This window comes from Neobacillus sp. WH10, from assembly GCF_030123405.1.
In the GTDB taxonomy this organism is placed as follows: domain Bacteria; phylum Bacillota; class Bacilli; order Bacillales; family Cytobacillaceae; genus Neobacillus.
The window spans coordinates 336,294-358,508 of the sequence record NZ_CP126110.1; the positions used below are offsets into that span (position 1 = coordinate 336,294).

Annotated in this window: 23 protein-coding genes; 16 read left to right on the plus strand and 7 right to left on the minus strand. The window is 37.9% G+C overall.

The window, feature by feature from the left end:
• Positions 1-164 precede the first annotated feature (164 nt).
• Complete coding sequence (gene pdxR, locus QNH20_RS01705) at positions 165-1,613, plus strand: MocR-like pyridoxine biosynthesis transcription factor PdxR (protein ID WP_283921225.1); 1,449 nt, start codon at positions 165-167, stop codon at positions 1,611-1,613.
• Between the two features lie 4 nt (positions 1,614-1,617).
• Positions 1,618-2,535 (plus strand): D-alanine--D-alanine ligase, encoded by a 918-nt coding sequence (locus QNH20_RS01710; RefSeq protein ID WP_283921226.1) that lies wholly within the window; start codon positions 1,618-1,620, stop codon positions 2,533-2,535.
• A 366-nt stretch (positions 2,536-2,901) separates the two neighbouring features.
• Here QNH20_RS01710 and QNH20_RS01715 read toward each other — a convergent pair whose 3' ends face one another.
• Positions 2,902-3,651 (minus strand): glucose 1-dehydrogenase, encoded by a 750-nt coding sequence (locus tag QNH20_RS01715; RefSeq protein WP_283921227.1) that lies wholly within the window; start codon positions 3,649-3,651, stop codon positions 2,902-2,904.
• Between the two features lie 278 nt (positions 3,652-3,929).
• On the opposite strand from QNH20_RS01715, the gene QNH20_RS01720 reads away from it, so the two are divergent.
• The 3 genes from QNH20_RS01720 (at position 3,930) to QNH20_RS01730 (ending at position 7,580) form a co-directional block, all read left to right on the plus strand.
• The gene (locus QNH20_RS01720) at positions 3,930-5,099 is read left to right on the plus strand and encodes an amino acid deaminase/aldolase (RefSeq protein ID WP_283923326.1); all 1,170 of its coding nucleotides are present in this window, start codon (positions 3,930-3,932) and stop codon (positions 5,097-5,099) included.
• Entirely contained in the window at positions 5,099-6,400 is a 1,302-nt protein-coding gene (locus tag QNH20_RS01725; RefSeq protein ID WP_481858083.1) for a D-arabinono-1,4-lactone oxidase, read from the plus strand. Before QNH20_RS01720 ends, QNH20_RS01725 begins: the two co-directional genes overlap by 1 nt.
• Before the next feature lie 487 nt (positions 6,401-6,887).
• Positions 6,888-7,580 (plus strand): YoaK family protein, encoded by a 693-nt coding sequence (locus QNH20_RS01730; RefSeq protein WP_283921229.1) that lies wholly within the window; start codon positions 6,888-6,890, stop codon positions 7,578-7,580.
• Positions 7,581-7,730: 150 nt separating this feature from the next.
• Here the strand turns inward: QNH20_RS01730 and QNH20_RS01735 are convergent, their stop codons facing one another.
• Positions 7,731-8,147, minus strand: a complete 417-nt coding sequence (locus QNH20_RS01735) for a MerR family DNA-binding protein (protein WP_283921230.1) — start codon at positions 8,145-8,147, stop codon at positions 7,731-7,733.
• A 95-nt stretch (positions 8,148-8,242) separates the two neighbouring features.
• Between QNH20_RS01735 and QNH20_RS01740 the strand changes: the two genes are divergently transcribed.
• Complete coding sequence (locus tag QNH20_RS01740) at positions 8,243-9,856, plus strand: acyl-CoA dehydrogenase family protein (RefSeq protein WP_283921231.1); 1,614 nt, start codon at positions 8,243-8,245, stop codon at positions 9,854-9,856.
• Positions 9,857-10,008: 152 nt separating this feature from the next.
• On the opposite strand, the gene QNH20_RS01745 is transcribed toward QNH20_RS01740, so the two are convergent.
• Complete coding sequence (locus QNH20_RS01745; protein WP_283921232.1) at positions 10,009-11,253, minus strand: aminopeptidase; 1,245 nt, start codon at positions 11,251-11,253, stop codon at positions 10,009-10,011.
• 265 nt (positions 11,254-11,518) lie between these two features.
• Here QNH20_RS01745 and QNH20_RS01750 point away from each other — a divergent pair, with 265 nt between their 5' ends.
• The 3 genes from QNH20_RS01750 (at position 11,519) to QNH20_RS01760 (ending at position 13,796) form a co-directional block, all read left to right on the plus strand.
• Positions 11,519-12,133, plus strand: coding sequence for a DUF6518 family protein (locus tag QNH20_RS01750; protein ID WP_283921233.1), 615 nt, complete (start codon positions 11,519-11,521; stop codon positions 12,131-12,133).
• Between the two features lie 108 nt (positions 12,134-12,241).
• A complete protein-coding gene (locus QNH20_RS01755) occupies positions 12,242-12,775 on the plus strand; it encodes a sigma-70 family RNA polymerase sigma factor (RefSeq protein ID WP_283921234.1) in 534 nt (177 codons plus the stop codon).
• Positions 12,768-13,796 (plus strand): DUF4179 domain-containing protein, encoded by a 1,029-nt coding sequence (locus QNH20_RS01760; protein WP_283921235.1) that lies wholly within the window; start codon positions 12,768-12,770, stop codon positions 13,794-13,796. The genes QNH20_RS01755 and QNH20_RS01760 overlap by 8 nt, the downstream gene beginning before the upstream one ends.
• Positions 13,797-13,911: 115 nt before the next feature.
• Here QNH20_RS01760 and QNH20_RS01765 read toward each other — a convergent pair whose 3' ends face one another.
• Positions 13,912-14,664 (minus strand): CPBP family intramembrane glutamic endopeptidase, encoded by a 753-nt coding sequence (locus QNH20_RS01765; protein ID WP_283921236.1) that lies wholly within the window; start codon positions 14,662-14,664, stop codon positions 13,912-13,914.
• A 142-nt stretch (positions 14,665-14,806) separates the two neighbouring features.
• Here QNH20_RS01765 and QNH20_RS01770 point away from each other — a divergent pair, with 142 nt between their 5' ends.
• The 7 genes from QNH20_RS01770 to QNH20_RS01800 all read left to right on the plus strand — a co-directional run bounded on the left by QNH20_RS01770 (position 14,807) and on the right by QNH20_RS01800 (position 20,015).
• Entirely contained in the window at positions 14,807-15,529 is a 723-nt protein-coding gene (locus tag QNH20_RS01770; protein WP_283921237.1) for a hypothetical protein, read from the plus strand.
• Between the two features lie 2 nt (positions 15,530-15,531).
• Positions 15,532-16,281 carry a hypothetical protein gene (locus tag QNH20_RS01775; protein WP_283921238.1) on the plus strand — a complete coding sequence of 250 codons (750 nt, stop codon included), beginning with the start codon at positions 15,532-15,534 and terminating at the stop codon, positions 16,279-16,281.
• 206 nt (positions 16,282-16,487) lie between these two features.
• On the plus strand, positions 16,488-16,973 hold the full coding sequence (locus tag QNH20_RS01780; RefSeq protein WP_283921239.1) for a hypothetical protein: 486 nt from the start codon (positions 16,488-16,490) through the stop codon (positions 16,971-16,973).
• Positions 16,974-17,093: 120 nt separating this feature from the next.
• Entirely contained in the window at positions 17,094-17,921 is an 828-nt protein-coding gene (locus QNH20_RS01785) for a DUF1835 domain-containing protein (protein WP_283921240.1), read from the plus strand.
• Between the two features lie 302 nt (positions 17,922-18,223).
• Positions 18,224-18,775, plus strand: a complete 552-nt coding sequence (locus QNH20_RS01790; RefSeq protein WP_283921241.1) for a DJ-1/PfpI family protein — start codon at positions 18,224-18,226, stop codon at positions 18,773-18,775.
• Positions 18,776-18,967: 192 nt separating this feature from the next.
• Positions 18,968-19,861 carry a helix-turn-helix transcriptional regulator gene (locus QNH20_RS01795; protein WP_283921242.1) on the plus strand — a complete coding sequence of 298 codons (894 nt, stop codon included), beginning with the start codon at positions 18,968-18,970 and terminating at the stop codon, positions 19,859-19,861.
• 1 nt (position 19,862) lies between these two features.
• Positions 19,863-20,015, plus strand: coding sequence for a hypothetical protein (locus QNH20_RS01800; RefSeq protein ID WP_283921243.1), 153 nt, complete (start codon positions 19,863-19,865; stop codon positions 20,013-20,015).
• 121 nt (positions 20,016-20,136) lie between these two features.
• Here the strand turns inward: QNH20_RS01800 and QNH20_RS01805 are convergent, their stop codons facing one another.
• Genes QNH20_RS01805 through QNH20_RS01815 form a run of 3 tightly spaced genes read right to left on the minus strand, consistent with a single transcriptional unit; the run spans position 20,137 to position 22,107 of the window.
• Positions 20,137-20,601, minus strand: a complete 465-nt coding sequence (locus QNH20_RS01805; RefSeq protein ID WP_283921244.1) for a CD3072 family TudS-related putative desulfidase — start codon at positions 20,599-20,601, stop codon at positions 20,137-20,139.
• Positions 20,591-21,166: a CD3073 family putative ECF transporter S component gene (locus tag QNH20_RS01810; protein ID WP_283921245.1), complete on the minus strand. Its 576-nt coding sequence runs from the start codon at positions 21,164-21,166 to the stop codon at positions 20,591-20,593. The genes QNH20_RS01805 and QNH20_RS01810 overlap by 11 nt, the downstream gene beginning before the upstream one ends.
• 56 nt (positions 21,167-21,222) lie before the next feature.
• A complete protein-coding gene (locus QNH20_RS01815) occupies positions 21,223-22,107 on the minus strand; it encodes a selenium metabolism-associated LysR family transcriptional regulator (RefSeq protein WP_283921246.1) in 885 nt (294 codons plus the stop codon).
• Positions 22,108-22,215: the final 108 nt, after the last annotated feature.

Sequence of the window (22,215 nt, forward strand, 5' to 3'; positions counted from 1 at the left end):
TTTAATCAAATGGATGAACCTGTTGATATGCCTGACGTACAAAAATTAATTAAATGTTTGATTAAATTCTTCGGCACCCTACCACAAGACAGGAAAATTACATATGGCGTGGACCTTTTGGAATCATTCCAAACGTGTAAAAATGTTAGAAAGGGGATAGAGCAGTGTTTAACGATTTTAAGCTTATAGAAGGCCGTCCTGTCTATATTCAACTGAAGGAATATCTGAAAAGAATGATTACAAACGGACACTTGCTCGAGAATCAAAAGCTTCCATCCACTCGTGAACTCAGCTCGTTACTATCGATAAGCCGAAATACCGTTCTAACAGCTTATGCCGATTTGGAACAGGAAGGTCTTATCTACGCGGTAAAAGGAAAAGGAAACTTTGTCAGTCATGTGGAGACCTTGAAATCCGCATCGATCCAATTGAATTGGACAGAAAAAATCAATGAGCAGACCTATTTGGCAGATGAATTAGACCTAATGAAGCATGGAGTACGTTGGAATCATAATATGATCTCCTTTAATAGTATCGCCCCCGATGAAAAGCTTTTTGATGTAGAAAATTTTAAAAGAGCCTTCTTAAATCGGATGGCTATTGAAGGAAACATCGTTCTTAACTATGGTTATGCCAAAGGATATAAACCACTGATCGAATACTTGCTTCATTATATGGAAATTAAAGGTGTAGACATTAGAAATAAAGATATTTTAATTACTAATGGATTCACGGAAGGTCTGGATCTCCTTTTATCCTCTATAAATAAAAAGCACGGACGGATTATTTGTGAAAATCCAACCCATCATACGGCGTTAAAGCTCTTTCGATTACATGGTTTTGATATTGATGGAATTGAGATGGATGATGACGGTATCGATGTTTCTGAACTTGAATCGTCTTTATCGAAAAAGGAATATGATTTTGCCTACTTAATCCCGTCTTATCATAATCCAACTGGAATCGTTACGTCCTCAAAGAAAAGGAAGGAGATCATGGATCTTTTTTCTGCGTATCAACTACCTATCGTTGAAGATGGATTTAATGAAGAATTACGGTATTCAGGATCACATCTGGCACCGTTGGCTGCCTTTGCAGGAATCGGCAACAATGTAATTTATATAAGCAGTTTCTCTAAAATTCTTTTTCCCGGCCTACGAGTTGGATGGATTTTAGCTGATAAGGATTTGATTTATTACTTGGAAAGTATGAAAAGAGCTCGTACTATTCATACGTCTACCTTAGATCAAGCAGTGTTATTCCAATATCTAAATGACGGCTGCTTTGAGAAATATCTAAAAAAAGCTAAATCAGTTTATAAGAAAAAATATGAATTAGCTGTTCATACTTGCCAACAATCCATTCCTTTTAAACGAATGACTGGTGACGGCGGACTTCATCTTTTTTTAGAACTAGAAAATAACATCGATTCTCGAAGTCTTTTAGAAAAATGCTATCAAAAGGGTGTAGTTTTTTTGCCAGGTGATGTTTTTTACACGGACGGTAGTGGAAAGAACACATTGCGGTTAGGATTTTCCAGGCTGAAGGAAAGAGAGATTACGCAGGGAATTAAAATCATAGGTGACACATTAAGAATTGATTTTGGAGGCTAAGAAAATGAAAGTTGGCGTAATTATGGGAGGCGTTTCCTCCGAAAAACAAGTTTCGCTCATGACAGGTGAAGAAATGATTGCGAATTTAAATAAAGATAAATATGAAATTGTACCAATTCAAATAGATAACAAAGAAGATTTGGTAGATAGGGTGAAAAATCTCGATGTTGCATTACTTGCGCTTCATGGGATGTACGGTGAAGACGGCACCATTCAAGGTACCCTTGAAACCCTTGGTATTCCTTATACAGGGAGCGGGGTACTGTCCAGCAGCTTGTGCATGGATAAGAATATCTCAAAAAAAATTATCCGTTATGAAGGAGTGCAAACACCGGATTGGATTCACCTTACGAATATAGAAGAACTTAACTTGGATGAAATTGACAAGATGGGTTACCCAGTAGTGGTGAAACCTAATTCGGGCGGGTCAAGTGTAGGAGTAAAAATTGTTTATGATCAAGATACGATAGAGTCTTCAATTGCTGAAGTATTCAAATGGGATCCTGAAGTAATCATTGAGAAGTATGTAAAAGGTGAAGAAATCACTTGTCCTATATTAGATGGAAAGCTCTTACCTATTGTTTCCATTCGGCATAAGGGAGAGTTTTTTGATTATACGTCCAAATATAATGATGTGGCTACGATTGAAGAGGTAATCCAGCTTCCGCCTGAAACACATGACAAAGTTGCTTTTGCTGCAATGACCTGCTATAAATCACTGAAATGCAGTGTTTATGCCCGAATCGACATGATGATTAGAAACGGTATCCCCTATGTCATGGAGGTTAATTCATTACCAGGGATGACGAAGAATAGCCTGCTGCCAAAAAGTGCTGAATCAGCAGGGATTCCTTATGGTGAATTGCTTGACTTGATTATTGAAAACTCACTAAAAGTGAGAGCGATGGAAGGGAATAAATAGAGATTTTAAAGAATACGAGGACGAAAAGGGCACCTTCTTATTTAACGAAGGTGCCCTTTTAACGAGGAAGCATAGTGACGGCTCGTCGCAATTTCTTTTTAAAAAAAGTCTGCGGTTATGGAAAGGCCGCTGAATTATCTCCAAAAACTAATCAAACATTTGATTAAATAGCCAGACCAATTGGAATGACTGGCATACATGAACTAATCAAACGTTTGATTAAAACTAATCTGATTGATTAGGCAAGATCCTTGTCCTATTCAAGATATGTCTTTTTGACTCTAGAATTATAATGGAGTCAACCTGTTACTTCCGATTGTTATCGTATACTTTGTACTCCGTTTATTGCTTAATTAGAATTACTTTCTACTCCTCATAGATCATTTTCCGTGTCATTCCACCGTCTACGACAAGGTTAATGCCTGTAACAAAGTCATTCTCTTTGGCTGTTAAATATAGGCAGGCTCGTGCAATATCCTCTGGTTTGCCTACTCGTTTTGATAGATGCTGTTCATGATCCATTTTGCTTAATTTGGTATAATCACCTGTTTCGATCCAACCGGGGGAAATGGCATTAACCGTAATCTTATCATTGCTTAATGAAGCTGCAAGCGCATGTGTAATGGCAACGATTCCACCTTTTGTGGCAGCATACGATTCTGAACTGGGCTCAGACATGATGGCTCTTGTGGAGGCAATATTTACAATCGATCCACCTTCATCATTATGACGCATATATTTTGCTGCTTCACGTGACCCCAAGAAAACACTTCTTAAGTTTGTGTTAATCACGTCATCCCACTCATCTACCGTTAGTTCGTATGGAGACTTGAATAATGCTTTTCCTGCATTATTGATTAAAATATCTATCTGACCATATGTTTGATAGACTACTTCCATTAACCGAATGATATCCGTTTCCAATTTTACATCTGTTTGTACGAAAAGTGCTTCCCCGCCCTGTTCTTTTATCGAACTAGCTGTTTGAGTGCCTGCTTTTTCATCTATATCTGCTAAAACGACATTTACACCTTTTTCTGCATAATGTAAGGCAATTCCTTTTCCGATTCCATTTCCAGCACCTGTTATGACTACAGTTTTATTAGAAAAATCCATTGTATTTACACATCCTTTATATTTTTTAAGATAACACAAAAAAGGAGCATGAGAAAACAAGTCCCAATAACATGCAAAGCTGTCAGTCCCTCGTCTCTTTAACGTAACGGGGGACTGACACTTTAAGTTTCAGTTTTTTACGAACAGCGCCTGGCACCATTTTTGTTCTTTATTAAAATTCTGAATTTTATAAAAATAACTTTCATCTATTTTGTATTATGGTTTATTATTTAGTAAAAGCTCTTTTTCTAAAATCTAAATGTGAGTTGATGTCATTGATGTTAAAAAGCGTAGTTAAAGATGTATCTCTTCCAGCCTTAATTTTAGATGTACGTGCTTTTGATGATAACTGCAAGAAAATTGCTGAAATGGCAAATGGAAAAAGGATTAGAATTGCAACCAAATCAATCAGGTCTGTTCCTGTTCTAAAAAGGATTTTTCAATCAAATTCCATTTTCAAAGGCTTAATGTGCTTTAGTCCGCATGAGGCTGTCTTTCTTGCGGAAAAAGGCTTTGATGATATATTGCTAGGTTATCCTTGCTGGGATGAGGGAGCACTCATTCAAATAGCCCAACATAATAGTAATGGAACACAAATCACGTGTATGGTCGATTCACCAGAGCACATTGATCATCTAAAAGAGATAGCTGAAAAGGTAAATGGAATGTTCTATCTCTGCATTGATGTTGATATGAGCACAAAGTTTGGCAGCATGCATTTTGGTGTAAGACGCTCTCCGTTGAAAAATGAAGAGGATGTTATCCAGCTTGCATTAAAAATAAAACAGTCTCCAAGGATAAAGCTTCTGGGAATCATGGGCTATGAAGCACAAATTGCCGGAGTAGGTGACAAGATGCCAGCACAGCATCTAAAAAATCGTGTTATCGCTTTTATGAAAAGGAAATCAATAACTAAAATCAAAGTGAGAAGGAAGACAATTGTTCAAGCCCTCGAGAGGGAAGGGCTGCAGTTGGCATTTGTGAATGGAGGCGGGACAGGGAGCCTTGATTCAACATCTAAAGAAGAAATTGTCACGGAGCTTACAGCCGGGTCAGGATTCTATTCCCCGCTGCTGTTTGATTACTATCGGAACTTTCGGTTTAAACCTAGCTTATTTTACGCTCTTCCTGTTGTCAGAAAGCCAGCTCCAAATATATATACTTGTCTTGGCGGAGGTTATATTTCATCCGGACCGCATGGAAAGGATAAAGTCCCTCAGCCCGTTTACCCGCCGGGGGGCAAGTTGTTGCCGTTCGAGGGAGCAGGAGAAGTGCAAACGCCGGTTTATTATGAACAGGAAGCACTTGAAATTGGAGATGCAATTATTTTCCGGGCTGCCAAATCCGGAGAAATTTGTGAGCGTTTTAACGAAATCGTTTGTTTAGCTGACGAGCAAATCGTAGCCCGTTATCATACTTACCGGGGGGAAGGTAAATGTTTTCTATGATCAAGACAGTAAAAGGAAGAACGTGGAAGAATTGGGCGCGTACATGTGAGAGTACTCCAGAAAAAATTCTCTATCCCTCTTCTATAGAGGAGGTTTCTTCGATCGTAAAAGAAGCTTCTAAGCAAAAGAAGACGATCAGAGTAGTCGGAGCTGGGCATTCATTTACTAGTTTAGTGAAAACAGAAGATTGGTTAGTTTCGCTTGATTCTTTGAGCGGGATTGGACAGATTGATGAAGAAAATAGTACCGTAACTGTTTTAGGCGGTACCAGGTTATTTCAATTAGGAGAAGCACTTGGTCGTGCCGGATATGCCCAAGAAAACCTTGGGGATATAAATGTCCAAAGCTTAGCGGGAGCCATTTCGACGGGAACCCATGGCACGGGACTGGAGTTTGGTAATCTTTCAACCCAGGTAATGGAGTTATCACTGGTAACTGCATCTGGGGAAATTCTCACAGTCTCTGAGAAACAAAACCCTCACTATTTCAAAGCTTGTCTTGTTTCGCTAGGGGGTCTCGGAATTATCGTTAAAGTCAAACTAAAAATGATTAAAAGCCTTGTGTACGAATATAGAAGCGAGAAGGTTCGTTATTCGAAGTTTGAACAACAACTCGATCACTACATCACAGCAAACCGACATTTCGAATTTTATTTATTCCCTTTTTCAGATATCGTCCAAATTAAAACAATGAACGTCACAGATCGAAAGCCTCAGAGTTTGTCGTTCCACCATTTTAATAATCTTTTCTTAGAAAACTATTTGTTTTTCATCCTCTCAGAGATCTGCCGATTGTTTCCAAAGAGCAGCCGCTCCATCAGCAGGTTATCCTCTAAGGCTGTTGGAAGCACAGCTATTGCAGCAAATAGTCATGAGCTCTTTGCTACTCCAAGATTAGTTAAATTCAGGGAAATAGAATACTGCATTCCACTTCATCATTTCAAGTCGGCACTTCAAGAGATTCGGAAATGTATTGAAACAAAGCAGCACCAAGTACATTTTCCAATAGAATGTAGGACCGTCAAGGCAGATGACATTTGGCTCAGTCCTTCCTACCAAAGAGATTCTGCCTATATCGCCTTCCATATGTACAAAGGTATGCCCTATGAAGAGTATTTTCAGGATATGGAATTAATAATGAAGAAATACGAGGGAAGACCGCATTGGGGGAAAATGCACAACCAAAGCAAAGAAGAATTATTATCCCTCTACCCAAAACTCCCAGACTTCCTAACAATAAGAAAAGAACTAGACCCACAAGGTACCTTCCTAAACGACTACATGAAAAGACTATGGATATGATGGTAATGGTGTCAGGCACCATTCGTGGACATTTTGCGTTTTTGTCCACCTCCAGTGGACATGGGAGGGCACTTCCTTCGAGTTGAAGCCAAAATCTAATCAAACGTTTGATTGAATCGCTAAAGCCGTTGGTATGACTGGCATGCAAAAACTAACTAAACGTTTGATTAAATCGTCGTACATACCAATTGCTCAATGCATCAACTTTTACTGCAATCTTGAAGCAGTAGGCGTGTTTCTTTCTTACAAGACATTAGATTGATGGTTAGGAGGAATGAGAAGTAATATCGCCCCGCTCTTAAAGTAACAAAATAAAACAAATGATCACCCAAACGGGCAACTAGTGAAAGAATAGGCTAATTTTTTGTACATTCTAACGGTTAATTTACATGACGATTTTCTTATATCTCGCAATTTCTGATGAAGTTTAGAAAGGCATATCATGGTGCAAAATAATACATTATCAGAGATACAAGGAGATCATCCTATGATAGACAAACAAACAAAGATTCCTTCGTTATCGTCAAATTCTGTTCGTTTGGGTGTATTGTTAGCTATAGTTGGCGGTTTTTTAGATGCGTATACTTTCATTAGCAGAGATGGGGTATTTGCTAATGCACAAACAGGAAATATTGTATTATTAGCTGTAAAAGTAGCAAATGGGGAGTGGGGAGGTTCAATCCTCTATATTCTGCCAATATTCGCTTTTATACTAGGTGTTTTGGTATCCGAAGTCGTTAAGATTCCCCATATAAGGCAAGTATTACATAGCTATAGACGTTCGATTCTTATATTAGAGTGCGTGGTTCTGATCTTTGTAGGTATTTTGCCAAGCAGTGTGCCTAATAAAGTAGTAACCGTATGTATTTCGTTTGTATCATCATTGCAAATCTCTACTTTCAATAAACTCGATAAGTGGTCTTACAATTCAACGGTGACAACAGGGAACCTTCGAACAGCCACACAAGCAGCCTATTCGGCGTTTATCGAACATAATCAGGGAGCAAAAGAACAGTTTAAAAAATTCTTTGTTATCATTCTTTCTTTTCTATTTGGTGCACTGACAGGGACATTTACTACAACTTATATAGGGAATACATCTGTTTGGATACCATCGGGACTTTTAGTGATTGCCCTCATTTTATATCACAGGGATAGAGGATATTTTAGGAGCCGTTAACGAAAAAAATTGTCATTGGTCACGAACTTTTTGATAAAAATCTCATGCTAATGGTGAATATAGATGCCGACTAGTAAATCAAAAACCGCTAGGACATCCTTAGCAGTTTAATTTATTTAGGAAAGAATAGGATCAGCAACAATTAAGTTATCAACTCTTATTTTTATCTTTGTCCAGCTCATTTGAATCACTTTTATGGATATACCGTTCTTTGTGAGTGATTATTTCATCTCTTAATATTTGCAGTTGTAAGATTTGTTCATTAATATCTTGAATCTTACGGTTTGCATGCTGGATGATTGCCTTTTTCTCTGCAGCCCCTTCAGGGTTAGCTTCGTACAGCTCAATCATTTCCTTTATTTCTTGCAAGCTAAAACCCAGCTTTTTACCACGAAGTATCATTTTTAACCTTCTCCGTTCTTGGTTTGTATAGCTTCGTTGTTTGGTTAGCCGATCACGCGTTTCAGGCGTTAGCATTCCGACTTCTTCATAGTAACGAATCGTTCTAGAGCTGATATCAAACATTGTTGCTAGTTCGCTTATCGAAAAAAGACGTTCATCTGACATTCATTTATCCTCCAAGTTGACGTTTTCGTAAACCTAATATTATAATAATTCTGAATAATCTAATTTGTCAATGGAAAATAAGGAGTGATTATTTGATGAGCATAGCTTCCCAAGACACAGAAGCTAGAGGCAAAAATTCATATAGCTTCGACGAATTCGTTGAAAAGCGTGAAAATCTCGATTGGTATCGTGATGAACCTTTTTTACAAAAAGCAGTGAAAAAATTTACTGGTTCAGAGTATGAGCAAGTTCATGAAAAAATATTTTCCTTTTCTCCAACGGTATCTTCTCAATGGAACCGTTTAGCCGCACAAAGTGCGAGGCCGGAAGTCCGTCCTTACTTGCTTCACTTTGATGCATTTAACCACAGGATAGACAGAGTTGTGCGGCCTATGGAAACACATCGGTTAGAAAAGGGAGTATTTGGTGAAGGCCTTTTTTCTAGTCAAATGACATCTTGGGAAAGTTTTGTTAAACGCATGTTAATTCATCAAATAGGAGAAGGAGGGGTTACATGCCCTTTAACATGTACCCACGGTTTAATTGCTCTAATTGAAGAATTTCCTGATGAAGAGCATCCGGAACTTGATGAGATTTTGGTGCATACAAAAGAAGGGGTTAACGGCGATTTTGCCATCGGCGCCCAGTTTATGTCGGAGATTCAGGGTGGCTCTGATTTGCCTGCTAATCTATTGGAAGCCGTTCCGGATGGAAAAAACTATCGATTATATGGGAATAAATTCTTTTGCTCTGTCGCACATTCCGACTATTCCGTTGTTACAGCCAAAATTTCAGGTTCAAACAAGGTATCAACATTTATTGTTCCTTCGTGGCTTCCAGGTGATAAAGAGAAGGAAAAGAGAAATGGTTATCAAATTAACCGGATTAAATGGAAGATGGGTACTGCTGAGGTTCCAACAGGCGAATTTCAATATAATGGTGCCCTAGCCTATCCAATCGGTCCAAAAGATAAAGGCATAGCTGTAGCAGTGGGAATTGTTCTGACGCTATCCCGTCTTGAAATCGGAATTGCCTGTGCCGGATTTATGCTGCGTGCATCAAGGGAAGCGAATCTTTATAGTGAATTCCGTACGGTATTTGGAAAAAGAATCAAAGACTACCCACTTGCAGCTAGCAAATTAAAGCTAATAGAAAATGCCGCTGAACGGGCAACGGCGGGTGCATTTAAAATTTATGATCTTTTCTTACGTCTTGAAAAGCCGCTAAACCCAGGGCTTAAATCAGATCATCCACTTGATATTAGGAAACAACTATTTAATCTACGTGAACTTATTTTATTGCAGAAAATTGGCACTACGAAAGAAGGTGTGGAAATATTACGAGAGGCAATCTCGGTGTTTGCCGGTCATGGGGTAATGGAAGAGTTCTCCTCACTTCCTCGGATATTCCGTGATGTCGTGGTAAACGAACAATGGGAAGGTCCACGTAATCTTCTATTAACCCAAATTTACCGTGATATCAGTAGAGTAGCTGATTGGTATTCTCCGTCAGATTTTGTTAGTAATGTTCTTGATGGAGCTTCTCAGGAAACGATTCAAACTTTTTCAGAACAGCTAGAAGACCTGCTGCAAAGACCTGTTCTCGGTGAAGTAAGTGAAGGATCCATGGAAGCTGCGATGGAGTGGGATGCATTTTGTAGTTCTTTCTTTAAAGCCTATCAGGAAGTAGCTTTATCAGAGATAAAGTAAATTTTGACGTCAATCCCTGTTGCGTTAAGTAGCGGGGATTGGCTCCTTTTTTCAAAAACTAATCAATCGTTTGATTAAATAGGGTTAGATCCTTACGAACAGTACAAACTGTTCGTAAGGATCTAGAATCAAACATTGTCATTAAGAAAAGTCTAAAATGCCCAGTCTCCATTACGGAAGATAGGAACAATGGTGCCATCGTGTTTAATGCCATCAATATCCATCTTGTCAGAACCAATCATGAAGTCAACGTGTACAGTGGAAGTATTCATGCCATGTTTTAATAATTCTTCTTGGCTCATTTTCGTCCCACCTTGAATTGTAGTAGGATAGGCGGCACCGATTGCTAAGTGATTGGATGCATTCTCATCAAATAGTGTTGTAAAGAAGGTAATACCAGATTGAGAAATGGGTGATGGGTCTGGTACTAGGGCAACTTCGCCCAAGCCAGTTCCACCTTCGTTGTCAAAAACCAATTTCTTAATGGTTTCATCTCCTTTTTCAGCAGAAATGTCCACAATTTTGCCATCTTTAAAGTGCACTTCAATACCTTCAATTAATGTACCAGCATAGCTCAACGGCTTTGTGCTGCGGACCACACCTTCCATACGATGTGTGTCAGGAGCAGTGAAGACCTCTTCCGTAGGCATGTTGGCAATAAATTCTTCCCCTTTTGGATTATAACTTTCGGCACATGCCCAAATGTGGTTCTTTGGTAAGCCTAAAGTTAAATCTGTACCAGGTGCTGTGTAGTGCAAAGCATCAAACTGGATTTCATTTAATTTCGCTGCCTTTTCATTCAATGTTTTTTTATGGTCATCCCAGGCGGCAATTGGATCCTCTGCATAGACACGACAGGTTTTGAAGATTTGATCCCATAAGGCATCGACTTGTTCTTCGGAAGTTGCTAAGTCTGGGAATACTTTGGAAGCCCAGCCTGCTTCAGCAGCAGCGGCAACGGTCCATTTCAAATCATCATTTTGTGTTGCAATGCGCTGGGCACTGAATGCTTTTCCATACACATTTTGATAGGCCGCAATTTTAGCCGGATCGACTTCATTTAGTAATCCTGGATCACTTGATACAATCGAAAGACGGCTCACGCGATGGTTTAATACATGATCTTCGGATTCTTGAATTTCGTATTCAGGAATGTTGGTCAGTACTTCTATTGGTTGATGTAAGTAATGAAGCTTGCTAATTTCGTCATCGGACCATTTTACGATTACTTTTTCAGCACCTAAAGCATAAGCTTCTTTAGTAATAAAACGAGCTAAAGGAGCTTGATCAACGGTAATGGTCATTTTTACCCAATCACCAGGTTGAACATTAATTCCTTTCGCAACTAAAAGTTTCGCATATTTTTGCAAATTCTCATCAAAATTTGGCAGGACCATTTTTTTACCCCCAATAATGTATTTCTAACTACCATATTATACTAGCACAATTAGACCTAAATTTCTGAAAATAAATGATGTAAAACACCAAACGAGGTCTAACAATAGAAATCTTGATAAAAATCCATTAATTAATTATGGTAAAACTATGTAATTGGGGGTGAGAGTTAATGAACGAGAAACAGTTAGTTGAAGGAAATAATCTATTTTATAAAACACTTACATCAGGATCCATTTTATACGCAGTTTTTTTAACTGAAAAAGTATGAAAGAAAAGCTGGTTTACATAAGAGCTAAGTCGGAAAAAGTGCCTCCGTTACAACAGAGATTGGTAAGAGTATTGTTTGTATTTATACTAGGAGCTTTATTGGGTTTCTTGGCAAAATACACAGATGGTTTAGTTGTAGGATTAATAGGGACTTACCTAGGATTTTGGATAACAGTAACAACAATAATTGCCGTTCGAAGTCGTTCGCCTAAAGCTGCGGCATTACACGCATTTGTTTTTCTAATCGCTATGTTGCTTGTTTATTATATCTATTCAATGGTGTTGTTTGGATTTTTTCCAAAATATTATTTTATCGCTTGGGGCAGCATTGCACTGATTTCACCGATCGGTGGTTATGCGGTGTGGTACGCAAAAGGAAATGGCTGGATTGCTGCACTTTGTGCGGCCTTTCCCATTAGTTTGCTCTTGGTAGAAGGTTTTAGTTTTTTCTATACTTTATCAATCCCAAGAGGATTTGATATAATTTTAGCTATTTTGTTATTTATCATTTTGCCTGCAAATCATTTTCAGCGCTTACGCATGTTACCTATTGTCACTGGACTATTTTTCTTAATTGAACAGATAGGACTACTGTATTACTTGCCGGGATAAAGAGCTTTTACAGGCAGTGAATCCCCAAAAATATAATTATTTTCATTATTGTGCAACGTTTCCACTTTCTCGTTCGACTTAATGATGAAAAAGAGGGGGAAGGTGAAAATGGATATAGCAAAATTTGTAGACATGGCGAAGAAGGGTAATGATGAAGCGTTTGAACAACTGATTAGTTCTGTTCGCGCTAAATTGTACCGGACTGCCTATTCATATGTTAGAAATGAACAAGATGCTCTTGATATTTATCAAGAAACTATTTACAAAGCCTACATTTCTCTAAAAAAATTAAAAAAACCTGAGAGTTTTCAAAGCTGGATTACAAGGATTCTTGTTTCAAAGTGTATTGATTTTATTCGAAAAGAATCGAGACATTTTTCAACAGATAATGAGGAGATATTTGCTGAACTAATTTCTAAAGAAAGCGTTGATTACATAGCCCATTCAATGGATTTATCCGAAGCCTTTAAATTTTTGGATCCCAAATACAAGACAATTATTTTGTTGAGGTATTATCATGATTTTTCCATTAAGGAAATTGCGGCCATTATGAATTACCCGGAAGGAACAGTAAAATCATACTTACATCGAGTGCAAAAAGAGTTGAGGCCGATTTTAAAGGAGGGCTATCTTTATGAATAAAGACAAATTCAATCGATCTATCGACAACATAAATGTACCAATTGAAAAGGTAATGGCAAGGGAGAAGGCGGCTATCTTTCAAGCCAAGAAAAAAAGAAAAGCCGGAAGAACCACAAAACGGTCAATCTTGGTTGCATGTGGGTTATGTCTATCTTTGCTTGGTTCTGGATTTGTTTCAACAGGCATGGCGGAAGCCTTATCAAATATTCCCCTAATTGGTCCAATTTATAAGGATTTTAGAGACATTGCCTCAGAGAAAATTGAACACGATCAACTTACGACAGTAATTGATAAACAAGATAGTAAAAACGGCTTAACAATGACTGTAAAAGAAGCAGCATATGATGGCAACCGGATAATCGTAACAGTAGTTTACACAGGTCAAAAAGAACTTTCGATGAAAGAAGAAAAGGCCGGCTTTAGCTATATAACAATTAATGGACAACAAGAAATTAAACCAGCAATTGGTTCAACAGGTCAGGACGACATAAACTCGAAAACAATAATTGAACATCATCAATTTACCTTCTCTAAATATAATGAATTTGGCGATAACATTGAGATTGAGGTCCATGGAGAAAACTTATTTGGCTATGAGGGCAAGTTGAAGGTGGCTTTCCCACTTAAAAAAATAAAAGGCGATGTGTTTGAGTTTTATCCAAAGGTTACAACTAAAACGGTTGATGATGTTTATAAGTTAACAGCGGACAAAGTAACCTTTTCACCTCTATCAACCAGAATAGACCTAACGATTGATTACCCTGCTGAAATGGATAAAAACGATACTTGGCCATGGTTTGATTTCTCTGTAGTCGATGATAATGGTCAGGTATATGATAAACTGAAACTACAAGCAGGCATGGTTTTTGGGAACTATGGTCATCATATGGTACTGACTTTACCTCCAATGGATACAATACCAAAATCATTTACACTTAAGCCAAGTCGACAAAATAGTGAAGGTTTTAGCGAAGAAATAAAGGAATTAGAATTGGTCGTTCCTTTGGATAAAAAGAAGTAAAGTTTGTTAGAACTAGTATATCGTATAGGGCTAAAGATAAAATTTTGAGGGCTTGGAATTTTGGAGTCAGTCCCCGCTAACATTAAGTGACGTGGGTCTGACTCCTTTTCTTCTATTAATTTTGCCTTGAAATAAGAAAGATTAGCGGTAAGATCGCGAATGCTATGTTTACAAAGAAATGACAAACGATGAGAGGAAACAATCTTTTTTGCTTGTGAAAGATGATCCCGCTGCCAATTCCCCACACAAAAAAAGCGGCCGCATAGACAATAGCCCCTTGTAAGCTAACTGCCAATATAATGTGTTGCAAAGCAAAGCCAATAGAAGGAATGATTATTCCAATCCACACTTTTTTAAAATGGTTGATAATTAATGGCTGCGCATAGCCCCGATACATTAGTTCTTCAATAGGTGCATTTAAAAACGGAAAAACGAAAGAAATGCAGGCTATTACCCACATTAGCCATTGAGGCCGTGAAAATGTAAAGATTTCTTCATTTCCGGCAAAAACAATCTGGAAGTGTTCGAATAAATCCGGTCCATACATGACAAACATGATTCCCATAATTGTTACCACGAATGGAACATACAAGACCAATAGCCATAACAAACCGAACAAAATATCTTTTATTACTCGATCTATGCGAAAATCGATTAAATCTTTTATGGAACGACCTTCTTTTTTTAGCAGACGATGTAACAGAAAAAAACAAAGCACATTAACGACAGTAAAGTAAACATTTGAAAATTCCGGCAGAAAGGGAAACTGAAACGGTAAACCAAATATTTTTAGCAATAAAAAGAGAAGTAACAGTACCATGATTAACATTGGAAATCGGATAAATGAAACAAACCAGGCATTTTTCAATTAACTTGGCACCTCCCATTTTTCAAAAATACTCGGATATCATTATTTTTATGTGCGAATCATATAATTTCTTTTTAAGAATCTGGATATATTTTCTCAGTACTTTGTCACGGTTTTTTATTTTGGAAGGTATCGTGGTGGGATGAATATTCATTATGCTTTTGAGTTGAATTTTAATACCGTTTTTACAGGGATAGTAGCATGGGTTGTAATTGGAATGATTGCTTATCGCATTTACAAAAAACAATCTATGAAGCCTAAGGTATGGAAAGTCTTCGTTATTATACTTGTTGGTCTTTTTTCTTTTTCAATTAATTGGCAGTTGCTTGGGACGCCAGTCAAGTTTTCAATCTTACCATTAGGTGTTTTGCTTTTATATTGGATTTTAATAGGAAAGGAAGGACGCTGGCAGAGATATCGTCCTTATGCTTGGCTGGGATTTTTTGCGAATTATATCTTCTTAGCTGCTATTTTACTATCCTTATTGGCCCAACATAAAATTTATCCTGAAAATGATCTTTCTACATATATTTCTAACACTGAGGATGCTTCGATTGTAAATATTCATCCTTCGGCGTTGGATAGCTCGCTGGATAAGGAAAGCTTACGGAAACAAATACATAGTATGACCCATAAACCAATCCATGCCCAGCATCGGTTTAAGGAAGAAGAGATGAGGGACGATGGAGCAATCAAAAGAAATGAACGGTTCCCATATCAGCTAACCGGAACTTCAGCTAAATGGGGGAGCGGCCTGAAGACAATTATTTATCTTGAAGCTGATGGAAAAGGGATGTTAGTAACATCATCGAAAAAGCAGCTTTATTTCCGCTCCAAAGAGTCGTTGCTAAAGGGAGGAAAATAAAAATGCAGAAAAAATGGATTTGGGCTACCGCATTATTAGGTGTAGTGGCTCTGTCATCAGTGATTATTTATTGGTTTTATTTTTCAAAACCTGCATCCTTTCCAACAAATGAACAATTAATAAGGGAGATTAATCAGATCCTCCCGGAAGCGTCTGCAAGCGTTATTCAAGATACTGTTAATGCTGATGCGCGGCATAAATTTGTCCCTTTTATTTCGGAAGAAGGCAATTACGGAGTAAGTTATTGGGGATGGGAAAAACATAAATGGCAGGTTGTATCGGTTGACACAACAGGCGAGCCACATGTTTGGAAGGTTAAAAGTGATGATCCATCAACGTACCACTTGGTATGGAATATTCATCCTGATGATCAAGTTAGTTATTTGAAGTTCTATTTTATGAGAGACAGAGGATTTCTTGTCAGTAATGGGGTTGAGACGTATGACCCAAAAATCCAAATGGAGAAAAAGGTCACTCTTCAAGAGAAAACCTATGGCGCGCTGAAACTGCCGAATGAATGGGTTGAATTAATGAATTCCATTATAAAGATAGATTCGGCTAAAGCACCTGGAGTATTTTTCAATATTATACCCGCTAACAATTCGTTGTATTTTGGCTGGACCCCATATGATAAATTAGATCAAGCAGCAATTCTAAATAGATCTGTAAATGGGAGTGGCTATTCGACTGGTGAACCAATAGAGTTTGTGAGGCATTTAAGTCCATCGGAAATTGAGTCTCCACTTAAGTAAAAATAGGTTTTAAAAAACGAAGTCACGAAAAGACAAGTCAAATGCTGTTTGTATCAGATCTTACCTTTTTATCAGCAGTCTTTTTATGCCCTTTATTATTTCTATTTGTTTCATAATATTTTTTTTACGAGGAAAATTTCACAGTGTTCCTAAATAAAATAAGGCATTAAAAAATATATATTGGAACAATCAAAAAGGAGGAAAATATGAAAAAGGCAATCTTTATTTTTATTATTTTTTTCATTGGAATTGGGGTAGGGATATTAGTAAATAAGGAGTATGAAAAATTTCACCCCCCTTCAGAACCAAGCGGTGCATCTATATCAAATGAAAATGACAAGCTGAATGTAACCTTGTTTGTTTCAGGTCCAATCCAAACATTCAAAGGAAAAGTTGTCCAGGTGATAGCGACAGTTACAAATAAAACAAACGAAGACCTTGTTTTGAGTCCAAAAAAGTGCAAGCCAGTATTGGAATTTTCTCAGTATTATGGAAAAAAGAAAGTGGAAACCTCCGATAATAATTGCATCCGAGATGAGCAAATACGGTTATCAAGTAAAGCTGGATTTTCTAAAACAGTGGTTTTACCATATGATGAGAAAGCCTTTAAGAAATACAACTCAGGAAGAATCTCCGTAACAGTAGAGGGATTAACTACGGAAATGTTGAGTATTCACAAAATTCCCGACTAGTAAAACGAGGTTCGCGGTACTTTATTAAATAAGTTTCAAAAAACGAAAGGTTTCTTGTTGTAAGATTGGCCGATATTCAATACAACTGAATATTTAATACTGTTGGAAGGTGCATATAAGATGATCCATATTCTGTTTGGCCCATCTCCTGCAGGCAGTTTAAGAGCAGCCTTTAAGGAGAATGGAATAGATAAAAATGAACAAATCATTTCCTTTTGGGATATGTTCTCAATTGGTCCAGTCTGGCGATTAGATGAAGAAGCAGGGAGAGAAGCGCGGTTTGATTGGATGAAAAATGTGATAAATGATGAATTTGAAGAATTTCAGGAATATAAACAAAGTTTTCAAAAGACAATTGATCAAATTTTATCCATTCCAGAAGGGTTACCAATCACGATTTGGACTTCAGACAACGCTCATGAACAGACAGGACTGATATTTGTCGTGCATCTTTTAAAAGAAAGAAATAATGATTTAATCCTTATCAACACGACAAAGGCTTTTAGGGAACTTTTTAAAAAAAGAAATGTCCAATATACCGTATTGCATTCAGGCGAAATTAGTCCTGATAAACTCCAAATAATATATGATCAAGGACAAGGAAGAGTCCTTACTGACCATGATAAAGAAGATTATGAGAATGAATGGCTTTCTTTATCAGATACTCTGGAAACTTTGAGAATTTGGAGAAACGGAAGGATTGTGAGTGTTCCTGAAGACTATTATGACCCATTTATCATCCGTAAGGCTAAAAAGTTACATAGAGAGCAGATAACAAAAGACTTTATGAAATCTGCCAGATTAATTGGCGAGGTGTTAGGGCATTTAGACCAATATGTTGGCGATGAATTTTTGGAATATCGCCTAAGAAAGCTGATAGAAAAAGAGGTCTTCGATGTAGAAGGCAGTTTGATCGCTATGAGATACTATAGTGTGAAATTGCGTTAGATTAAGAACTTGAAGCCTTCATTTTTTAATTAAGCTTTGTTGAGAAGTTAAAATGCAGTTGCGAAATAGTCTGGAACATAAAAAACGGTAAAGGTTTTATGTGGCAAAAAGAGTCTGGAGTGGGGAAAACGGTCACGTAAAATGGTTTCTAGGTAACCTAGAAGAGTCTAAAAAACAGTAAGAATTAACATTGTCATTAATTAAAAAATTCCCTAGATTATAGAAGGAAAGCGGTAATATTAGGGGAAAGATTGAATATTAAATAAAGGTAAGGCCTAAATTTTTGAGAGGAGGAATCAATTTTGTCCAAAAAAGTACTTATAATTGCCGGAGATGCCGTAGAGGCCTTGGAGATTTATTATCCGTATTTTCGCTGTCTAGAAGAAGGCTACGAGGTGAAAATTGCCGCCCCATCAAAGAAAAAGCTGCAAACGGTCGTGCATGATTTTATTGGTTGGGATACTTATACCGAAAGCAAAGGATACCTAATTGAGGCACAGATTGCCTTCGAGGATGTAAATCCTGAAGAGTTTGACGGGTTAATAATTCCAGGAGGAAGAGCTCCCGAGTACATTCGTTTAAATGAAAATGTTCCACGGATTGTCGCACATTTCTTTGAAGCGAATAAACCGGTTGCTGCTATTTGCCACGCAAGTCTCGTTTTAACAACGGTTCGTCAATACATGGAAGGCAGAGAGTTGACTGCCTATATCGCCTGTAAACCAGATGTTGAAGCAGCCGGTGCCACTTATATTGAGAATCCTCTTCATGTGCAAGGAAATCTTGTTTCTGGCCATGCCTGGCCAGATCTACCGGGCTTCATGAAAGAATTTATTAATCAATTAAACCAATAAGAAAAAGAGTAAGTTCGAGAAATCTTTTTCTATTCCGATACTAAAAAGCTGATTTCTGGTTATTAATACAACTATTCGAAAGATTCAATTCCATGAGTGTGGGAATGGGTCTTTTTTTTATCTATTATAAAAAAGCAAGAAATATCAAAAAAATCCCTGAGAAGTTTGTTATTTTATTTACAGGGAGGTTGAATGTGTGTGAGTCGTTATTCGATTATTAAAAACACGATTGACTATATTGAAACACATCTAGAGGACGAACTGTCACTGGAGACGGTTGCAAACTTCGCCGGTTTTTCAAAATATCATTTCCATCGGATATTTCAAAAGGAAATTGGCATGACGGTAATGGAGTATGTTCGAACTCGAAGAATCGCCGTTTCAGCAAGCCAGCTCCTATATACCGATCAAAAAATTATCGACATTGCTTTCCAGTATCATTTCGAGACACAGGAATCGTATACTCGTGCTTTTAAAAAGATTTATAAATTGCCACCAGGCCATTATCGAAAGATTATGTCTACAGTTACTTTACAAAGGGAGGATACTGAATTGAAAAAAGAGCAGACAATTAAAGGTTGGTTTTTAAGCGGCAGTCATCCGTTTCATTATGAAATAGGCATTGACCGTAAGAACTTTCATAAAGGGGAAGCTTCAGGCTATTTGAAGGCTGTTTCAACCGAGTCCTTCGGTGAATTTGCTACAATGATGCAGGAGTTTAAGGCGGAAAAATATCTTGGAAAAAGGATTAAATTATCCGGCTTTTTAAAATCCAAGAGTGTAGAAGGATTTTGCGGTTTTTGGATGAGGGTTGATAACGGTTTAGGCGATGTATTGCAGTTTGATAATATGGGGGATCGTCCTGTCAGCGGGGACACTGAGTGGAATCATTATTTTATTGTCCTTGATGTGCCGGAAAATAGTTCCGTCATCTCATTCGGTGTTCTACTGTCGGGAAGCGGCCAGGTCTGGATTGACCAACTGAATTTTGAAGAAGTTGATGAAACCGTACAAACCACCAATATCAATTTCTCAAAGGATATTTTAGAAGAGCCAATAAATCTATCTTTTGAGGAAATAGAATAAAATGGGGATGGAGTATGGAAAAGTTATAAAACCTATGACAATTATCCATATCTTAGGTATTCAGCCGGATGTGGTGGTGGAGAGAACACTTGAAGGGGTTAAAAAATCGGAGGATGAATATATTAATAAGGCATTGGAGTTATTCAATAATTAGAATTAAGGGTCAGTCTCCCGCTGCGTTATTTGGGGGACTGACCCTTTCAATTAGTTGTTAAATAGCGATTGTTTTTACAAAATTATACAGACCGAACTTAAGGGCTGCTGACTTGGTAATTCTATTTTATATAGTGTACATCACTCTTGAATACTGGTTCACTCGTGTTCGGCAAGTACCACAGTGTTTTCAAAGTGATTCCTTTTTCGGCGAACAGTCCCGTCAGCTCTTCCATAAAGATACCTCGGATCGGATCACATGATGGACTGCTTTGAATTCCTGTCAAACCGACAATCTCATAATCATTTTTCAGGTAGTCTTCTGCTTGTAGAAGCACAGGCTTCAATATCTCCCTGCAATGTTTCCTATACTCGGGTGTATTGTATTGCTCGTATGTCATGGACGGCCGATTCAGTCCAAGAAAGGTGAATTCCGGGCATGGGAGCTGGAGAAATCCGTAGCCTTCTTTCAATGCCCATTCTACTGCTGAAAGGACGGCGCCTTTTGCTCGTGCCTCGTCTTCAATGACTGTATTCTGATTTAAGATACAATGAGAAACTAGTAAAATCTTTTTATTACGCAGCATTTCTTTTCTCCTTATTCACGACCTTTGCTAGATTCGGCAGGCGGACAATCATGAATGTTACGAGTAGACAGGTAATAATTTTATCCACAAAATTGCCGGTAATCCTAGAAAGAAACGTTGAGGCAAAGACGCTTTCTCCTGTGGACCTTAACCATAAGACGACTAAATCCATCCCGCTGCCATTTAAACCGCCATATACGGCGACAGCAATCGGTGTTCCAATAAGTGGCGCGATAATAGATAACATAATTCCGGTAATAAGAGCGATGTACCATTTTCTAAAGTCAAACTTTTTTGCCATGTAACCGGCCACTAAGGCAATAGCGATATTAACGAGCCCAAAGAACATTGCAGATGGCCCGGTTGTGGCACCAAGAACCACATTTGTTAACCCGCCTGCCAATGCCCCCCACCATGGGCCGAATAAGACTGCGACTAAAACCGTTCCAATCGTATCAAGGAACAACAAAGGAATCTTCATGGATGACACAACGGTTCCTAATATGACGTTTAAAGCGATGCCCATTGCAGAGTAAGTTAAAATCATTGTTTTACTAGACTTCATTCAGGCTCCTCCCTTATTTTAAAAAAGATAAGTAGATTATGACTATCTTTTTTGCATTACCCCTTCAATAAAAGCTCCGTAAATTCTTTAATGATTGGCCGTTTTTCTGTATCTGTCAGAGAAGTGAAATAAAAGTTTCTTAGAAAGGGGTCAAATTTTTCAATGATCTGAATCCGTCCCGCTTTTGCGGCGGGTATTGCTGCCAGTTTCGAAATAAAACTGATGCCAAGACCTGCTTCTACAGCAGCGATTACGGCTTCGGTACTGCCGATTGAGATAACAGAGTGTAAATCGGAAAGTAAATACCCATGAATGGACAGGTAATCCTCCATTACCTTTCTGGTGCCTGAACCCTTTTCCCTTACAACAAAGTCATATTGTTTTATCTGACTAAATTCCGGGTCGTTTGCATGGACCATTGGGTGTCCGTTTGGTGTAATTAATACTAATGAATCAGAGGCAATCGGCCTGAATGTAAGTTTGTTTGAATCTTGCTCAAGGCCAATAATTCCTACATCAATTTGATGATCCAATAGCTTATCGAGGATTTTTTTAGAATCACCGATTTCAATGATCACGTCTACTTTAGGGTAAAGGCTTCGGAATGTTTTAACCCAGCCTGGCACAAGATATGTTCCAGGGATGGTGCTGGCACCGATGGTCAAGGTTCCGGTTAAAGTGTCTTGAAATCCATGAAGTTCATCCTCTAGCTGTCTCCATCTTCGTGTTAGTTCTTTAGCAGCATGATATACAAGTTTACCTGCTGCAGTTGGCTGTACTCCCGACGTGCCTCGTTCCAGAAGTTCCATCCCAATCTCTTCTTCTAAACTCTTAATTTTAAGGCTTGTTGTCGGCTGTGAACTTTTTAGAGCGGCAGCCGCTTCCGAAAAACTTTTTTTCTCGACAACCAAAATGAACGCTTCAAGTTTATTTAAATTCATATCCACACCCCATATATATTAGGAAATTTAATGATTTATATTAACTTATTTTATAGTGAAACGAAAAAATAATAACGACGATTATATCGTTGTTATTCAATTTTATTT

What these genes read in the sequence shown, in the direction of transcription:
- QNH20_RS01710 (WP_283921226.1), top strand. Translation starts at nt 1,618, where the DNA reads ATGAAAGTTGGCGTAATTATGGGAGGCGTTTCCTCCGAAAAACAAGTT.
- QNH20_RS01715 (WP_283921227.1), bottom strand. Translation starts at nt 3,651, where the DNA reads ATGGATTTTTCTAATAAAACTGTAGTCATAACAGGTGCTGGAAATGGA.
- QNH20_RS01720 (WP_283923326.1), top strand. Translation starts at nt 3,930, where the DNA reads ATGTTAAAAAGCGTAGTTAAAGATGTATCTCTTCCAGCCTTAATTTTA.
- QNH20_RS01730 (WP_283921229.1), top strand. Translation starts at nt 6,888, where the DNA reads ATGATAGACAAACAAACAAAGATTCCTTCGTTATCGTCAAATTCTGTT.
- QNH20_RS01735 (WP_283921230.1), bottom strand. Translation starts at nt 8,147, where the DNA reads ATGTCAGATGAACGTCTTTTTTCGATAAGCGAACTAGCAACAATGTTT.
- QNH20_RS01740 (WP_283921231.1), top strand. Translation starts at nt 8,243, where the DNA reads ATGAGCATAGCTTCCCAAGACACAGAAGCTAGAGGCAAAAATTCATAT.
- QNH20_RS01745 (WP_283921232.1), bottom strand. Translation starts at nt 11,253, where the DNA reads ATGGTCCTGCCAAATTTTGATGAGAATTTGCAAAAATATGCGAAACTT.
- QNH20_RS01750 (WP_283921233.1), top strand. Translation starts at nt 11,519, where the DNA reads ATGAAAGAAAAGCTGGTTTACATAAGAGCTAAGTCGGAAAAAGTGCCT.
- QNH20_RS01755 (WP_283921234.1), top strand. Translation starts at nt 12,242, where the DNA reads ATGGATATAGCAAAATTTGTAGACATGGCGAAGAAGGGTAATGATGAA.
- QNH20_RS01760 (WP_283921235.1), top strand. Translation starts at nt 12,768, where the DNA reads ATGAATAAAGACAAATTCAATCGATCTATCGACAACATAAATGTACCA.
- QNH20_RS01770 (WP_283921237.1), top strand. Translation starts at nt 14,807, where the DNA reads ATGAATATTCATTATGCTTTTGAGTTGAATTTTAATACCGTTTTTACA.
- QNH20_RS01775 (WP_283921238.1), top strand. Translation starts at nt 15,532, where the DNA reads ATGCAGAAAAAATGGATTTGGGCTACCGCATTATTAGGTGTAGTGGCT.
- QNH20_RS01780 (WP_283921239.1), top strand. Translation starts at nt 16,488, where the DNA reads ATGAAAAAGGCAATCTTTATTTTTATTATTTTTTTCATTGGAATTGGG.
- QNH20_RS01785 (WP_283921240.1), top strand. Translation starts at nt 17,094, where the DNA reads ATGATCCATATTCTGTTTGGCCCATCTCCTGCAGGCAGTTTAAGAGCA.
- QNH20_RS01795 (WP_283921242.1), top strand. Translation starts at nt 18,968, where the DNA reads ATGTGTGTGAGTCGTTATTCGATTATTAAAAACACGATTGACTATATT.
- QNH20_RS01800 (WP_283921243.1), top strand. Translation starts at nt 19,863, where the DNA reads ATGGGGATGGAGTATGGAAAAGTTATAAAACCTATGACAATTATCCAT.
- QNH20_RS01805 (WP_283921244.1), bottom strand. Translation starts at nt 20,601, where the DNA reads ATGCTGCGTAATAAAAAGATTTTACTAGTTTCTCATTGTATCTTAAAT.
- QNH20_RS01810 (WP_283921245.1), bottom strand. Translation starts at nt 21,166, where the DNA reads ATGAAGTCTAGTAAAACAATGATTTTAACTTACTCTGCAATGGGCATC.
- QNH20_RS01815 (WP_283921246.1), bottom strand. Translation starts at nt 22,107, where the DNA reads ATGAATTTAAATAAACTTGAAGCGTTCATTTTGGTTGTCGAGAAAAAA.